Origin of the sequence: Streptomyces sp. NPDC014894 (genome assembly GCF_043080985.1) — a bacterium.
In the GTDB taxonomy this organism is placed as follows: Bacteria; Actinomycetota; Actinomycetes; order Streptomycetales; family Streptomycetaceae; genus Streptomyces.
Genome location: NZ_JBIBWD010000001.1, coordinates 489,725 through 505,109 on the forward strand (window position 1 = coordinate 489,725; position 15,385 = coordinate 505,109).

Here is a 15,385-nt window from a genome sequence, read left to right on the forward strand (position 1 = left end):
GCCCCGGCCGTCAGCGCGCCGGTCCCGGGCCCCGTACCCCCGTCCGCGCTCACGCCCAGTGGCAGGCCGCCCCCGTACCCCTCAGCACGATCGGGTCCTCGGAGCGGCAGCGCCCCGCCACCCCGGCGCGGTCCGCGTCGCCGGAGGCCAGGATCTGGCAGCGGGCGTGGAAGCGGCAGCCGCCGGGGATCCGGGAGGGATCGGGGGGCTCGCCGGTGAGGACGACCGCGGGGGACGCGGACTCCGGGAGCACCGACAACAGCGCCCGGGTGTACGGGTGCCGGGGCGCGGTGAGCACCTGCTCCGCCGGGCCGCACTCCACGATCCGGCCCAGATACATCACCGCCACCCGGTCCGCGATGTTCCACGCCAGCCCCAGATCGTGCGTCACCACCAGCGCGGACAGCCCCAGTTCGTCCCGCAGCCGCAGCAGCAGCGCGAGGATCTCGCCGCGGACGGAGGCGTCCAGCGAGGCCACCGGCTCGTCCGCGACGAGGAGTTCGGGCTCCAGCGCCAGCGCCCCCGCGATCACCACCCGCTGGCGCTGACCGCCCGACAGCTCGTACGGATACCGGGCGAAGAAGCGCTCGGGCGGCCGCAGACCCGCCCGGGCCAGCGCCTCCGCGACCGCCGCGCCCTCGTCCCGAGCCCCGCCGTGGATCCGCGGCCCCTCCGCGACCGCCTCGTACACCGTGTGACGCGGGTTGAGCGCGCCGCTCGGGTCCTGGAGCACCAGCTGCGCACGGCGGCGGTACGCCTTGAGGGCGCGCGCGGTGCGGCCGAGCGGCCGGCCGCCGAAGCCGACCTCGCCCGCCGTGGGCCGCACCAGTCCGAGCAGCGCGCGGGCCAGGGTGGACTTGCCGCAGCCGGACTCGCCGACCAGCGCCACGATCTCGCCCGCGCCGACGGTCAGATCGACCCCGTCCACGGCCCGCGCGGGCGGCGCGCCGCGCCGGCCGGGGAAGACGACCTCCAGACCCGTGGCGTACAGCAGGGGAGCGGCGGTCATGACGGCCTCCCGGGCGGTCCGGACGGGCGGGAGGGCCCCGGGCGCACACACGCGGCCCGGTGGCCGTCCCCCGTCAGCTCCTGCTCCTCCCGGGCGCACACCGGCACCGCGACCGGGCAGCGCGGATGGAACGCGCACCCCGGCGGCAGCGCGGCGGGATCGGGCGGATCGCCCGGCAGACCGCGCGGCGCGCGCCGCGAGCCGGGGTCGCCGACCCGGGGGAAGGCCGCCGACAGCGCTTGTCCGTAGGGGTGGAGCCCGGCCGCGTACACATCCCGGGCCGGCCCCTCCTCCACCACCCGCCCCGCGTACATCACGGCCAGCCGGTCGCAGACGTCCGCCAGCACCGCCAGATCATGGCTGATCATCAGCAGTCCGAGGTCCCGTTCGGCGACCAGCCCCCCGATGAGCCGCAGGATCTGCGCCTGGATCATCACATCCAGCGCGGTCGTCGGCTCGTCCGCGACGATCAGCCGGGGATCGCAGGCCAGCGCCATCGCGATCATCACCCGCTGGCGCTGGCCGCCGGACAGCTCGTGCGGATAGGCGTCGGCGCGCCCGTCCGGCAGCCCGACCTGGGCCAGCAGCTCGCCGACCCGGCTCCTGGCCGCCCCCGGGGTCGCCCCGCTGTGCAGCAGGATCGGTTCGGCGATCTGGTCGCCGATCCGCCGCACCGCGTTCAGGGAGTGCATCGCGCCCTGGAAGACGATCGACGCCCCGGCCCAGCGCACCGCCCGCAGCCGGCCCCACCGCATGGTGAGCACGTCCTCGCCGTCGAGGAGGATCTCCCCGCTCAGCCGGGCGGAGGCGGGCAGCAGCCGCAGCAGCGCGAGCGCGAGCGTCGACTTCCCGCACCCCGACTCCCCGGCGATCCCCAGCTTCCGCCCGGCGGCCAGCGACAGACCGACCCCGCGCACGGCGGGCACCGCCGCCGCCCCGGAGCCGTAGGTCACCCGCAGGTCCCTGATCTCCAGCAGGCTCACCGCCCCACCCCCAGCCTCGGGTCGAGCACCGTCTCGACCGCCCGTCCGCAGAGGGTGAAGGCCAGCGCCACCGCGGCGATCGCCAGTCCGGGCGGGGCCAGATACCACCAGTGGCCGGAGGAGACCGCTCCCGCCTCCCGGGCCTGCTGGAGCATGCCGCCCCAGGAGACCGTCATCGGATCGCCGAGGCCGAGGAAGGCGAGCGTGGCCTCGGTCAGGATCGCCGCCGAGATCCCGAGCGTGGTCTGCGCCAGCACCAGCGGCATCACATTCGGCAGCACATGGCGGCGCATGATGTGCCGGTGCCCGCCGCCGAGCGCCCTCGCGCGCTCGATGTACGGGCGGGCCTCGATCGCCACGGTCTGCGCCCGCACCAGCCGGGCCGTCGTCGGCCAGCTGGTCACCCCGATCGCGATGATCACCGTCCAGACGCTCCGGGACATCACGGTCGCCAGCACGATCGCCAGCACCAGCGTCGGCATCACCAGGAACCAGTCCGTGACCCGCATCAGCAGCGTGCCGGACCAGCCGCCGAAGTGCCCGGCGGCGATCCCCACCACCGTGCCGATCGCCACCGACATCGCCGCCGCCAGCAGCCCCACGGTCAGCGAGATCCGCGCCCCCTGGACCAGCAGGCCCAGCAGCGGCCGGCCGTACTGGTCCGTCCCCAGCCAGAACGCGGCGCTCGGCGGCTCCAGCGGCTCGCCCGGAGCGTTCGTCACCCGCCGTACGTCCCCCTCCACCAGCAGCGGGGCGGCGAACGCGACGGCGACGATCAGGACCAGCGTCCCGAGACCGAACAGCCCCGCCCGGCGCGTCCGGTACGCGCGCCAGAAGCGGAGGGCCGCGGCACGGCGGTGCGCCGGGGCCGGGGAACGGGGGATCGCGGAGTCCGTCATCGGGCCACCCGGGGATCGAGCAGGGGAAGGATCAGCTCGGCGAGCAGGTTCATCAGGATCATCGCCCCGGCGAAGACCATGAACAGCCCCTGCACCAACGGCAGATCGGGCACGCTCAGCGCCTGGTAGAACAGCCCGCCGACCCCGGGCCAGGAGAACACCGTCTCCACCAGGATCGACCCGGCCGCCACATGGCCGAGATTGATGAACACCATCGTCACCGTCGGCAGCAGCGCGTTGGGCACGGCATGGCGGCGTCGTACGGCGGAGTCCCGCAGACCCTTGGCCCGCGCGGTCGTCAGATAGTCGCCGCCCATCTCGTCCAGCAGCGACGAACGCATCACCAGCAGCGTCTGCGCGTAGCCCACCGCGACCAGGGTGACCACCGGCAGCACCAGATGGTGCGCCACGTCGACGGCGTGCGCCAGTCCGCTCTCGTCGCCCGTGGCCATGCCGCCGGTGGGGAAGAGACCGGGGACCGGGCCCGCCCCCACCGAGAAGACGATGATCAGCAGCAGCCCCAGCCAGAACGACGGCACCGACCACAGCGTCAGCGCGACCCCGGTGTGCAGCCGGTCGCCGAGCCCGCCGTGCCGCCAGGCGGTACGGGCGCCCAGCCGCAGCCCGATCGCCGAATACACCACCACCGCCACCCCGGTCAGCAGCAGGGTCGCCGGAGCCTTCTCGGCGATCAGCTCCGCGACGGGGGCGCGGAACTGGTACGAGACGCCGAGATCGCCCGTCAGCGCCTTGGCGCAGTAGTCGGTGAACTGCTGCCACAGCGGCTGGTCGAGCCCGAACTGCCGGCGCAGCTCCGCCAGCTGCCCCGCCGTGGTCGGAGTGCCCCGGGTCAGCGCCTTCACCGGGTCCCCGGGCACGATCCGGAAGAGGAAGAAGCCGGTGACGAGGACGGCGAGAAGGGAGACCGCCGCCCCGCCCAGCCGGCCCGCGGAGTAGAGGACGTAGGAGCGCGCGGAGGAGCCGCTCATCGGCTACTCACGCTCGTCCGCGGTGGCCCGGCGGCGCAGCGCGCCCAGCCCGGCGAGGACGGCGGCCAGGGCCAGGAGCACCCCGATGCCGCCGACCACCTCGGCCGCCGACGCGGTGTTCCCGCCCCGGCCGTGGCCGTCGGCGGGCTCGGCGGACCACCAGCTCCAGTAACCGTCCTGGCCCCACAGATTGCCCCCGTCCCGCGGCATGGTCGTGATCGACGCGATGTGGTCGGTCCGATACGCCTCGACCGCGTTCGGATACGCGAGCACATTCATCAGACCGGTGTCGTACAGCCTCGACTGCATCTGTTTCACCAGGCCGGCCCGGCGCACCGGGTCGTATTCGGCGATCTGCCGCGCGTACAGCTCGTCGAAGCGCCGGTCGCAGATGAAGTTGTCGGTGGAGCCGGTGTCCTTCGGGGTGGCCGGAAGCGCGGCGCAGGTGTGGATCGAGAGGACGAAATCCGGGTCGGGATTGACCGACCAGCCGTCGAAGGCGAGGTCGTAGTCGCCCTTCAGCCAGGGATCGGAGACATTGTCCCGGCAGTCCATCCGGGTCTCCACGCCCAGCTCGCGCCACACCTCGTAGAGGTATCTGCCGATGTGCGCGTCGTGCGGATCGGTGGCGTGACAGAGCAGCCGCAGCACGAGCGGTCTGCCGTCCGCGCCGGTCCGCACGCCGTCGCCCTGTCGCCGGTACCCCGCCCGGTCCAGCAGGGCGGCCGCCCGCCGCGGATCGTGGGCGATCTCCTGCCGGGCGCCGGGCCGCCAGAAGTACGCGCCGAAGCGCGGCGGGATGTAGCCCGCGCCCTCGGCGGCGTGGCCCTGGAAGAGACCCTCCACGATCTCCCGGCGGTCGACCGCGTGGAAGAGCGCCCGGCGCACGGCCGGATCGCGCAGCGCGGGGTGTCCGGTGCCGAAGGTCCTCCCGTCCCGGGAGCGCGCGCCCGGATTGACGGCGAGGGCGAGGAAGCGGCGGCCCGGGGCGTCGTTCACCTTGATGTTCTCGGTCCGGCGCAGCGCGGCCGCCTGGGCCGGGACCAGGCCCTGGACGAAGGACACCTCGCCCTTGCGCAGCGCGGCGACCGCCGCGTCGCCGTCCTTGTAGAACTTGAGCAGCAGCTCGTCGAACCGGGGCGCGCCCCGCCAGAAGCCCTTGTTGGGCTTGAGCCGGATGTACTGGTCGACCTCGAAGCCGGTGATGACGAAGGGGCCGTTGCCGACGATGGGGAACCGCCGGTCGTTGTTGAAGGCGGAGAGGTCGCCGACCCGCTCCCAGATGTGCCGGGGCACGATCGGGACATCGAGCGCGACCATATTGGCCTGCGGCTTCTTCAGCCTGACGACGAGCGTTCGGGCGTCCGGCGCGGTGACCTCGCGGAAGTTGGCGGTGAAGCCGCCGTTCGCGGTGGCCGCCTTCTCGTCGGTCATCATCGTGCGGAACGTCCAGGCCGCGTCGTGCGCCGTCGCCGGGCGGCCGTCGGACCACCGGGAGTTCTCCCGGATGGTGTACGTCCAGGTCAGCTTGGACGGATCGGCCTTCCACGAGGTGGCCAGTCCCGGGATCGGCCGTCCGTCCCCGGGGTCGTAGTTCGTCAGATACTCGTAGGCCAGGCGGTGGACGGTGGTGGACACCAGCCGCTGGGCCAGGAAGGGGCTGAGCGAGTCCACGCTCTGCGACACGGCGACGGTGAGGACCCTGCGGCCCTCGCTCTCGCCCTCGCTCTTGCCCTTGTCCTGTCCCGTGCTCTCGCTCGTGCTCACACCGCCTCCGGCCCCGGTCCGCTCCGGGGCGGCCTCCGGGAGCGCGGCCGAGGTCAGCGCGAGCACCAGGGCCGACACCGCGGCGAGCGCGCGCCACGCGGGACGCGCCCGGGTACGGGATAAAGGGAGCACTGTGACCATGACGGTGACCTCGCCTCGTCACTCACGGGCCGGTGCTGCGAGGTCTACCAGCGGCGTCAGGCCGCGTCAACGGTCCCGGAAACGGCGTGTGGGCCGCCGGGACGGCCGAGGGCCCGCACCGCCGAAGCGATACGGGCCCCTCGGGACGCCCGGGGAGCGCCGCCCTACTGCCCAGGAGGCCGCGACGGCTGCCGCGGCGGCCACTCCGCGGACGGCGGCCCCTCCCGCGGATCGGTCTCCTCAGGACCACCCGCCCGGCCCTGCGGCTGAGGGCCGCCCTGCTCCGGCGGCTGCCCCGGCTGCTGCTGCTGCGCCCAGCCCTGCGGCGGATACGCCTGCGGGGGCTGCGGCGGCTGCTGCGGTCCGGCGTACTGCTGCGGCGGATAGGGCTGCCCGCTCTGGCCGGGCTGCCCGCCCTGTCCGGGGTACGGCTGCCCGCCCTGCGGGGGGTACGGCTGCTGCTCGCCGTGACCCTGCTGCGGCGGATAGTGCTGCTGCGGCGGATACGGCGACGGCTGTCCGTACCCCGGCTGCTGCTGATGCGGAGGCGGCGCCTGCCCGGGGACCATCGGCTGCCCGTGCTGCTGGGGCTGCCCGAACTGCGGGGGCGGCCCCTGCTGCCCCGGCTGCCCCTGGGCCGTCTGCTGCCCCGGCACCATCGGAGGTCCGCCGGGGACGGGAGGTCCGCCGGGGACGGAGGGCTGTCCGGGCCCCTGGGCCTGCTGATGGCCCGGCATCGGCGGCGGCATGGTCGGCGGCGGATTGCCGTCCGCGGTCCACAGCCCCTGCTTCTGCTGGGCGCGGACGAAGTCCTCGGCGATCAGCGCGGACAGATTGAAGTACGCCTCCCGCGTCTTCGGCCGCATCATGTCGAGATCGACCTCGGCGCCCGCCGCCAGATGCTCGTCGAACGGGACCACGATCACCCCGCGGCAGCGCGTCTGGAAGTGCGCCACGATGTCGTCCACCTTGATCATCTTGCCGGTCTCGCGCACTCCGGAGATGACCGTGACCGAACGCTGCACCAACTCCGCGTACCCGTGCGCGGAGAGCCAGTCGAGAGTCGTCGACGCGCTGCTCGCCCCGTCCACGGACGGCGTCGAGATGATGATCAGCTGATCCGCCAGATCCAGCACCCCGCGCATCGCGCTGTACAGCAGCCCGGTGCCGGAGTCGGTGAGGATGATCGGATACTGACGGCCCAGCACATCGATGGCCCGCCGGTAATCCTCGTCGTTGAACGACGTCGACACCGCCGGGTCCACGTCATTGGCGATGATCTCCAGCCCGGACGGCGCCTGCGAGGTGAAGCGGCGGATGTCCATGTACGAGTGGAGATACGGAATCGCCTGCACCAGGTCCCGGATCGTCGCCCCGGTCTCCCGGCGCACCCGGCGGCCGAGCGTGCCCGCGTCCGGGTTGGCGTCGATCGCCAGGATCTTGTCCTGCCGCTCGGTCGCCAGCGTCGACCCCAGCGCGGTGGTCGTGGTGGTCTTGCCGACCCCGCCCTTGAGGCTGATCACCGCGATCCGGTAGCAGGAGAGCACCGGCGTCCGGATCAGCTCCAGCTTGCGCTGCCGCTCGGCCTCCTCCTTGCGCCCGCCCAGCTTGAACCGGGACGCACCGCTCGGATTCCGGCTGGACCTGGCCTTCTGCTTGTTGTTGCGCAGCAGCCGGTCGGAGGACAGCTCGACCGCCGCGGTGTAACCGAGCGGCGCGCCCGGCACGGAGCGCTCGCGCTGGTCGTGGGTGACCGGCGTCGGCCAGGCGGCCCCGCTCCTCGGGTCCGCCGGCGGTCCGCCCTGGCCCGGGGACTGCTGCGGCGGCAGCGGCGCGGCCGCCCCGGGACCGCCGGGCTGTCCCTGCTGCGGATAGCCGTAACCGGCCTGCGGCGGCGGTCCGTCGGCCCGGGGCACGGCCGGCGGCAGCGGAGCCGACGGCAGCGGCTGGGCGGGCGACCGCTGTTGCTGCTGAGCGGGCAGGGGCTGCTGCGGATGCGGGAAGCCGTAGCCGCCGGGGGGAGCGCTCTGCGGCGTCTGCGGGTGCGGGAACCCGTACCCGGGCTGCGGGGCCTGCTGCTGGGGCGGGAAGCCGTAGCCGGGCTGTGGGGTCTGTTGGGGCGGGAACCCGTACCCGGGCTGCGGGGTCTGCTGGGGCGGGACCGGCCCGTCCGCCGGGGGCGCCGGCGGATACGCGCCGTGCTGCGGGAAGGGACCCGGCTGGGCGGCGGCGGGCATCGGCTGCGCACCGCCGTGCCCCGCAACCGGCGGCGGGGGAGCGGCCGACGGGTCGGAGCCCTGCGGCGAGAGCGGCCACTGCGGCGCGGACGCGGGAGCGGCCGGCTGGAACGCGGGCGGCAGCGGCGGCAGTCCGGCCTCCGGCGCGGACGCTCCGGGCGACCAGGGCCGGGCCGGAGCGGGCGGCGCGTCCGCCGGGGGTGCGACGGCGGGGGCGGCGGTGGGCGGGGCGGCGGCGGACTCCTCGGTCACGCCGCCCGGGGCGGCCTCGGCGTCGCTCGCCCCGCTCCCGGTGTGCCCGGGGGTCTCCGTGCTCTCAGCGTTCTCAGTGACTCCGCTGGTTCGGGTGCTCCCGGTCGGACCGAAGCCCTCCGGCGGTCCGTTCCCGTCTGCCGGGGCTTCGCCGCCCTCGGCCGGTCCGGCCGAGGCGAACGACCCGTCGGGGACCGGCCCCGGCGCGGGCCGCTCCTCCGGCGCGGAGCCGGAAACGGAGTCGGTGCCGTTGGCTGACCCGCCGGTGGAGCCCGCACCCGATCGGTCGCCGGTCTCCGCGGCGCTATCGGGCCCGCCGCCGTTGAGGCCAGTGCCAGTGCCAGTGCCGGAGTTGGCGTCGCCGCCGGTGCCGGTGCCGGCTCCCGGCCAGTCGTCGTCGGCCGAGCGCCGCCGGTCCACCCCGGAGACCGGGCCGGACGGGCCCTCGGCACGCGGCGGTTCACCGGATCCCGGACCCGGCGCGAACGGCCGGCCCCCGGACTCGCCCGGCACAGCGACAGGCGCGGCTGACGCGGACGCCGCGGCGCTCTCCGCAGCGAGCCGCCCGGAGCCGTCGGACTCCCCGCCCGGGGCCGCCGATCCACCCGGAACACCGTGATCCGCCGTGCCGGGGGAACTCCCGGCGGCCGAACCGGCGGCACTCGCGCCCTCCGGACCCGGCCGGGCCGCGCGCTCCTCCGCCGCCTTGGCGGCGTCCAGCGCGGCGAACTCACGCTTCAGCGCCGCGGGCGAGAAACGCATCGTCGCCCCGCTCTCCACGGCCCCGCCCCCGTAGGGCGCGGCCGCGGGCGCGGAATCCGGCGCGCCGTGCTCGGGCGCGACCGGGGCGACGGGCGCGGAGGGAGCGGAAGGCGTGGAAGGTACGGAAGGCGCGGGAGGCGCGGGAGGTGCCGGAGGCGTCGGCAGGGCAGCCGCCGCGTCCGGCGGCGAGGGCGCGGCCGGAGCCTGCGGAGCCGTACCGTCGTAGCCCCGCGCCTGATCCTGACCGCCCTGACCGCCCTGGGCGGCGGGAGGCCCCGGGCTCCACTGAGGCTCGAATCCACTGCCCGCCGGCAGCCCCGGCGTCGCCAGCGGAGCCCCGCTGGGCGGCGGCGGAGGCGGAATCCGGCCCGCGCCCGATGCGTCGCCCGACGCGTTCTGCGTGTACCAGGCCGGCGGGGTGTAGTCGATGGTGAACTCACCCGTCATCTCGGCGGGCTCCGCGTCGGACTCGTCGGCGGGAGGGGTCCATCCCCCGCGGATCTCGTCCCGATCGCTGTTCACTGTGCCTCCTGGTGTGGTCGAGCACCCTTGTGCGTCGTGGGTGGGGGCGACCGCTGTCTTCCGATCGACCCGGCTCTCCGCCCGGGGACGCGATGGACATCCCCGCAGGTTCTTCTGCCGTTGTCCGTCCCAGCCTAATCGTCAACAAGGGCGGCCCGGCAGGGCCGATGCCCGACGGCCACTGTCCCGTACGTCACGCCCCGCCACCAAGTGGACCGGACACCGGGGAGCGTGAGGACCGGGCGGACGGGCCGGACTCGCCGCGGAGACGCTCCCGTCCGCCGTCCGCCCCCACCGACGCGGACACACTCAGTGCAGATCGAACTCCCCGTCACGAGCCCCGAGAACGAACGCCCGCCACTCGGCCTCCGTGTACCGCAGCACGGTGTCCGGATCCAGCGACGACCGCATCGCGACCGCCCCGCCCGGCAGATGGGCGATCTCGACCCGCTCCTCGTCCTCGCTCGTGCCGGGGGCACTGAGCCACTCGACGTCCGAGATGTCGAGGGCGTACAGCTCGTCCTTCTCCTGTGCGCTCCCCATCGGTCACGCTCCCTTTCGGTATACGGTTCGCCGCCGGTCCCGCCCGTGCCCGACGGGCGGCCGGGCCGGCCGGTCCACATCACTCAGGAGTCTAGGCCGACCACGCCCCGTGATCCGAGGTAATCCACAGGACCGGGCGTACGAACAGACAAGCGTACGAATGGGCTCGGCGCGGCGGGCGGAACCGTACCGTCAGTCCATTCTCCGGGCGGAGCCCAGCAGCCCGTTCTCCGCGTCCGTACCGCTCGTCATCACCCAGTGCCGCTCACTCCCCGAGCACCACAGCGTCACCCCGTCCGCCAGCGTCGGCAGCGCACCGCTCTCCGCCCGCGACAGCCCCAGGATCCGGCCGATCTGCTCCGCCTCCTGCGGCGACACCCGCTGCACCCCCACCAGCGTGGAGTCCCGCAGCAACCGGGGCGCGACCGGGCTCAGATACGGCAGCAGCGTCAGCACCGACTGCCACGGGGACGACACCACCCGGCCCCGGGGCGGCCGCATACCGCAGTCCCGCACCACCACGACCGGGCTTCCCACCGTGGCGCCCATCGGCGGCACCCGCCCCACGTCATGGAGGGTGACGCAGTCCAGCCCCGCGCCCGCCGCCTGCGCCAGACCGGTCCACGCGGCCGCGCGCCCGGTCTCCACCGCCACCCGCGCCCCCGTGCCCGCCGCCCGCAGCGCGACCACCTGGGCCGTCCACAGACCGCCGATCAACAGGACGTCGTAGGGCGAAGAACGGTGGAACCCCACCATCAGCGGACGGCCCTCCGCGTCGTCGCCGATGACCACGCCGTCGTCCCCGACCGGCAGCGACAGCGCGCCCAGATCGGCGGCCGGCATGCTGTGCCCCGGATGGCGCGGGCCGCGCAGCCCGCGGGCCGCCCGCAGCCGCGACCCCATCACCGGGCACCGCCCAGCGGCAGCGTCGCCAGCGCGCCCGGGAACTGCTCGCGGTCCAGCCGCACCAGACCGACCTTCGCCGCGCGCGCCGCCTGCTCCAGCGTCCTGCGCACCCCGATCAGCTCGGTGTCCGAACCACCGGTGACCCGAACATGACCGGCCACGGCCATCGCCCCCTGATGCGCGCCCCGCCGCAGGGTGAGGCTGAACGTCGTCGCGTACGCCGGGGCCGCCGTCAGCAGCGACACCAGCTTGGGCAGCGGCACCGCGCCGCGCCCCAGATCGGGCCAGCGCCCCACCGCGTACGAGGTGTGCCAGCGGTCGTCGCAGCGCCAGACCCGCGCGGTCTCGGAGGTCCTGCGCTGCGGAGCCGCGTCCGGCCGGCTCGCCCGCGCCGCCAGTCTCGGACTCGCGCAGGCCGCCGTCGCCACCGTGGAGTTCAGCTCCTCCTGATCCATCACGACCGCCTGGAAACCCGCGCCCGTGACCCGGCTGGCCACATGGTCCGCGACCCGCACCAGACAGCGCTGCGCCCCCTCCAGCCCGCCGCCGCGCGCCTCGACCGCCTCCCGGCACAGCTCCGGATCCAGCTTCACCGCCACCCACGTCATCCGCAGCGCCGGAGCGCCCGTCCGCTCCTGCAGCGGGGCGTACGACAGCCGGGCCATGGACTGCTGCGGCAGATGCGGCGCCGGCGCGGACCGCACCTGCTGCACCAGCTGCACCGACTCCAGCACGATGTCGTCCACGGTCAGCGCGCCGCCCAGCGCGGAGAGCGGCAGCGCCCGCGCCCCGAAGGCCGGGCGCAGCGCGTCGCCGCTCGCCTCGACCCGCACCACCGCCGTCAGAAAGGCGCCGTCGCCCAGCATGCCCACCGTGCGGCGGTTGCGGTCGACATAGGCGAACGGCCGGAAACCGGGCACCCCCTCCGCGACCGGGGCGAGTGAGGGATCGGTGTCCGCCGGGGGCGGCTCGGCGGCCCGGTTGCGCGCCCGCAGCGTCAGCGCGGTCGCCATCCAGTCCTGGACGGCGTGCCCGCGCCGCCGCACGAAGGCGAGCAGCACGAGCACGGCGGCCGCCGTCATGGTGGGAATCAGCCAGAGGCCGTCGAGCACCAGCCCGATCAGGGCCAGCGCGAGCGCGATCTCCACCAGCGCCAGCTGGCGCAGCTTGAGCGAACCGATACGGCCGGTACGCGACAGGGGGCGGAGCGCGGTGGCCGCGGCGACGGCGGTCGCGGCCCCCTGGGCCGCCGGAACGTTATTGCCCCGGTCGCCCCTGCCGCGCTGTCTCCGGGGAGCGCCGCGACGCCGTTCGGGAATCCGCCCATTTCGCGCGCGCGTCGCCGTACCCATCCCCGCGTTGCCCCCTCGTGTCCGTAACTGCCGCATTCCTATGGGCGTTGACCGGGCGATCACCCTACCTGAGCGGTATGCCGTCACCGTCAGCAGGCATAGTAGGGGTGCGTTACGAGCGCCGGCCCCTCTCGGTAAGAGGGAGTCAGGCAGCCCAGCGGGGAGAGGGACAGCGGACAGATGGCATCACGTCGGGACGAACTCAACGCATACACCTTCGCGAAACGAAGGCTCATTGCGCAGTTCCTGCAGCCCAGCACCACCGGTTCGGAGGAGGGCGCGCCGCGCCCCCTGCGCGCCGTGCTGCCCGGCGCCATCGTCGGAATCGTGATTCTCGCGGGGTTCGCGGCCTGGGGAATGTTCAGACCAGTGGCTCCCAAGGGCTGGGACGCGCCCGGCGAGAATGTCATCATCGCCAGTAAATCCACCACGCGATATGTGGTGTTGAGGACCGGCGAGAAGGTACAGCTCCACCCGGTGCTGAATATGTCGTCGGCAAAACTGCTCCTCAACGCCGACAAAGGCAAAGTCATCAAGGTCGACGAATCGGTCCTCGACAAGGGCGATATCCCGCACGGCGCGACCCTGGGAATTCCGTACGCCCCCGACCGGCTGCCCTCCGCCAAGGAGGCCGGCACGGCCAAGCGCTGGGCCGTGTGCGAGCGGCAGGGCGCGGGCGGCGCCATCGAGAAGGCGGCCTTCGTCCTCGCCGAGCGGGAGCAGAAGAAGACCGACGGGGCGAACCGTCTGAGCGGCGGCGAACTGCTCTATGTGGAGGGCCCCGACAAGACCCGCTACGTCGTGGACGCGGCCGGCCGGGCGTATCCGATGGCCGAGGGCGAACGGCTGCTGCGCCAGGTCGCGGGCCAGGGCCGGGAGCCCCAGCGGGTCTCCAAGGCATGGCTGGAGACCCTCCACAAGGGCGACACCGTCGACTTCCCGGAGATCTCCGGCAGGCCCGGCGCGGACGCCGGCATTCCGGCCGCGGACCTGGAGCCCGGCCTGAACAAGGTGGGCATCGTCCTGGAGGCCAGCGACGGCACCCGGGACCAGAAGTACGTGGTGCTGCCCGGCCGGGTGGCCCCCGTCTCGGACTTCACCGCGAAGCTGCTGCTCAACAGCGACGACGAGGGGCTGGTCGCGCTGGGCCAGGACGGCGAGGCGGAGCGCCTCAGCGGCGGTGCCTTCCGGCCGGGCGAGCCCTTCAACCAGGACAAGAAGTGGCCGCAGGAACTGCCCGAGCCCGTCAACGCCGCGAACGGCGACCGGGGCGACCGCGACACCGTCTGCAACGTCCTGCGCGGGGTCGACGCGGACAAGGGCACCACCACCCTGAGCACCTGGGCGGGCGCCGAGTTCCCCGCCACCCTGCCGGTCGGGTCGAGCAGCGCGTACGTCACCCCCGGCACCGGCCAGCTGTTCCGCCAGTTCACCGGCTCCCGCACGGACACCGGGTTCCTCTTCCTGGTCACCGACACGGGGCTGCGCTACGCGATGCAGTCCAACAGCGACAGCGGGACCGACTCCTCCGACATCGGCACCTCCGGTACGAAGGAGGAGAAGGAGGCCCGGCAGCAGGAGGCGCAGCTGGCGCAGATCCAGCTCGGCTACAAGGACGTCGCCCCGCTGCCGGTGCCCGCCGCGTGGTCCGCGTTCCTGCCGACGGGCCCCCGGCTCTCGACCGGCTCCGCGAGCCAGCCGCAGGGCTCATGAGGACGCCGCGCGGGGCCGCGACCCCGCCGACGACCGCCCTGCCCCGCCGGCTGCTCGCCGCCGCGGCGGCCACCGCCGTGGCCTGTGTCGGGATTCCGGCACAGCCCGCCGCGGCCGACACCCCAGGTCAGTGCACCTATCCCGGCGAGATGTACAAGGGCCGCCCCTGGGCGCTGCAACGGGTCCTGCTGGACGAACTCTGGAAGCAGTCCACCGGGAAGGGGGTGCGGGTCGCGGTCATCGACACCGGCGTCGACATCAAGAATCCGCAGCTCAAGGGTGCGGTGGACGCCAAGAGCGGACTGAATCTGCTGCCCAGGGGGCTCAAGGACGCGAACGGCGACAAGGTCGAGCGCGGCGCGGAGAACGGCACCACGGACACCGTCGGCCACGGCACCAAGGTCGCCGGCGTCATCGCCGCCCGCCCGATGGAGGGAACGGGGTTCAGCGGCCTCGCCCCCGGCGCGACGATCATCCCCATCCAGCAGAACGACGCGGAGGGCAACGGCACCGCCGTGTCCCTGGCCAAGGCCATCGACGAGGCGGTGGAACGCGGCGCCGGAGTCATCAACATCTCCCAGGACACCGCGAACGCCGAGAAGCCCACCCCGCTGCTGGAGCAGGCGGTGAACCGCGCCCTGGACGAGGGAGCGGTCATCGTCGCCTCGGCCGGCAACGAGGGGCTGGGCGGAAACGTGAAGAAGACCTATCCGGCGTCGTACGACGGCGTCCTGGCGGTCGCCTCGTCGGACCGCAACAACGAGCGGGCCTCGTTCTCCCAGTCCGGCGACTTCGTGGGCGTGGCGGCCCCGGGGGTGGACATCGTCACCACCGTCCCCGGCGGAGGCCACTGCGCCGACAACGGGACGAGTTTCTCGGCCCCCTATGTCGCCGCCGTCGCCGCGCTCATCAAGAGCAAGCACAAGGACTGGACCCCGCGTCAGATCAACGCGCAGATCCAGCAGACGGCCGAGCGCTCGACCCCGGACCACGACCGGCTGGTGGGCTGGGGCGTGGTCGACCCGGTCCGCGCGCTGACGGAGGACGACGAACCGATCGAGCGCCCGGTCGCCCGCGAGGGCCTGACCAGGGCGGAGGCCCCCACCCCGGCCGAGGTCCACCTGGGCGAGACGCCCGACGAGCGCGACGCCCGCCTCGCCACCTATGTGGTGGTGGGCGGCGGTGTGCTGGTGGCCGCGATCGCGGGCGGCGCGGTGGCCCTGCGCGACGCGCGCCGCCGCCCAGGCCGTGCCGCGGGGCGCTGATCGGCACGCGTCGGACACCGCCGCATCGCATGCCGACGCGTATGT

The 15,385-nt window shown here is 74.2% G+C and carries 11 protein-coding genes; 2 read left to right on the forward strand and 9 right to left on the reverse strand.

Annotated features, from left to right (window positions below; all coding sequences use genetic code 11):
• Positions 1-49: 49 nt before the first annotated feature.
• From ACF089_RS02100 to eccE, 9 genes are all read right to left on the reverse strand, one after another.
• Complete coding sequence (locus ACF089_RS02100) at positions 50-1,009, reverse strand: oligopeptide/dipeptide ABC transporter ATP-binding protein (RefSeq protein ID WP_392020555.1); 960 nt, start codon at positions 1,007-1,009, stop codon at positions 50-52.
• A complete protein-coding gene (locus tag ACF089_RS02105; RefSeq protein WP_392020556.1) occupies positions 1,006-1,992 on the reverse strand; it encodes an ABC transporter ATP-binding protein in 987 nt (328 codons plus the stop codon). Before ACF089_RS02105 ends, ACF089_RS02100 begins: the two co-directional genes overlap by 4 nt.
• Positions 1,989-2,891 (reverse strand): ABC transporter permease, encoded by a 903-nt coding sequence (locus tag ACF089_RS02110; RefSeq protein WP_392020559.1) that lies wholly within the window; start codon positions 2,889-2,891, stop codon positions 1,989-1,991. The genes ACF089_RS02105 and ACF089_RS02110 overlap by 4 nt, the downstream gene beginning before the upstream one ends.
• Positions 2,888-3,880, reverse strand: coding sequence for an ABC transporter permease (locus ACF089_RS02115; protein WP_392020561.1), 993 nt, complete (start codon positions 3,878-3,880; stop codon positions 2,888-2,890). Before ACF089_RS02115 ends, ACF089_RS02110 begins: the two co-directional genes overlap by 4 nt.
• A gap of 3 nt (positions 3,881-3,883) precedes the next feature.
• Positions 3,884-5,788: an ABC transporter substrate-binding protein gene (locus tag ACF089_RS02120; RefSeq protein ID WP_392020564.1), complete on the reverse strand. Its 1,905-nt coding sequence runs from the start codon at positions 5,786-5,788 to the stop codon at positions 3,884-3,886.
• Between the two features lie 164 nt (positions 5,789-5,952).
• On the reverse strand, positions 5,953-9,561 hold the full coding sequence (locus tag ACF089_RS02125) for an SCO5717 family growth-regulating ATPase (RefSeq protein ID WP_392020566.1): 3,609 nt from the start codon (positions 9,559-9,561) through the stop codon (positions 5,953-5,955).
• 309 nt (positions 9,562-9,870) lie between these two features.
• Positions 9,871-10,104 (reverse strand): DUF397 domain-containing protein, encoded by a 234-nt coding sequence (locus ACF089_RS02130; RefSeq protein WP_392020569.1) that lies wholly within the window; start codon positions 10,102-10,104, stop codon positions 9,871-9,873.
• Between the two features lie 192 nt (positions 10,105-10,296).
• Positions 10,297-11,007, reverse strand: coding sequence for a hypothetical protein (locus tag ACF089_RS02135; RefSeq protein WP_392020572.1), 711 nt, complete (start codon positions 11,005-11,007; stop codon positions 10,297-10,299).
• Positions 11,007-12,362: a type VII secretion protein EccE gene (gene eccE, locus ACF089_RS02140; RefSeq protein WP_392020575.1), complete on the reverse strand. Its 1,356-nt coding sequence runs from the start codon at positions 12,360-12,362 to the stop codon at positions 11,007-11,009. Before eccE ends, ACF089_RS02135 begins: the two co-directional genes overlap by 1 nt.
• Positions 12,363-12,542: 180 nt before the next feature.
• Here eccE and eccB point away from each other — a divergent pair, with 180 nt between their 5' ends.
• Together eccB and mycP are read left to right on the forward strand one after the other, a co-directional pair.
• Positions 12,543-14,075 (forward strand): type VII secretion protein EccB, encoded by a 1,533-nt coding sequence (gene eccB / locus ACF089_RS02145; protein WP_392020578.1) that lies wholly within the window; start codon positions 12,543-12,545, stop codon positions 14,073-14,075.
• The gene (gene mycP, locus ACF089_RS02150) at positions 14,072-15,340 is read left to right on the forward strand and encodes a type VII secretion-associated serine protease mycosin (protein WP_392020580.1); all 1,269 of its coding nucleotides are present in this window, start codon (positions 14,072-14,074) and stop codon (positions 15,338-15,340) included. The genes eccB and mycP overlap by 4 nt, the downstream gene beginning before the upstream one ends.
• The last annotated feature ends 45 nt before the right edge of the window (positions 15,341-15,385 follow it).

What these genes read in the sequence shown, in the direction of transcription:
- ACF089_RS02130 (WP_392020569.1), bottom strand. Translation starts at nt 10,104, where the DNA reads ATGGGGAGCGCACAGGAGAAGGACGAGCTGTACGCCCTCGACATCTCG.
- ACF089_RS02135 (WP_392020572.1), bottom strand. Translation starts at nt 11,007, where the DNA reads ATGGGGTCGCGGCTGCGGGCGGCCCGCGGGCTGCGCGGCCCGCGCCAT.
- eccB (WP_392020578.1), top strand. Translation starts at nt 12,543, where the DNA reads ATGGCATCACGTCGGGACGAACTCAACGCATACACCTTCGCGAAACGA.
- ACF089_RS02120 (WP_392020564.1), bottom strand. Translation starts at nt 5,788, where the DNA reads ATGGTCACAGTGCTCCCTTTATCCCGTACCCGGGCGCGTCCCGCGTGG.
- ACF089_RS02100 (WP_392020555.1), bottom strand. Translation starts at nt 1,009, where the DNA reads ATGACCGCCGCTCCCCTGCTGTACGCCACGGGTCTGGAGGTCGTCTTC.
- ACF089_RS02110 (WP_392020559.1), bottom strand. Translation starts at nt 2,891, where the DNA reads ATGACGGACTCCGCGATCCCCCGTTCCCCGGCCCCGGCGCACCGCCGT.
- ACF089_RS02115 (WP_392020561.1), bottom strand. Translation starts at nt 3,880, where the DNA reads ATGAGCGGCTCCTCCGCGCGCTCCTACGTCCTCTACTCCGCGGGCCGG.
- mycP (WP_392020580.1), top strand. Translation starts at nt 14,072, where the DNA reads ATGAGGACGCCGCGCGGGGCCGCGACCCCGCCGACGACCGCCCTGCCC.
- eccE (WP_392020575.1), bottom strand. Translation starts at nt 12,362, where the DNA reads ATGGGTACGGCGACGCGCGCGCGAAATGGGCGGATTCCCGAACGGCGT.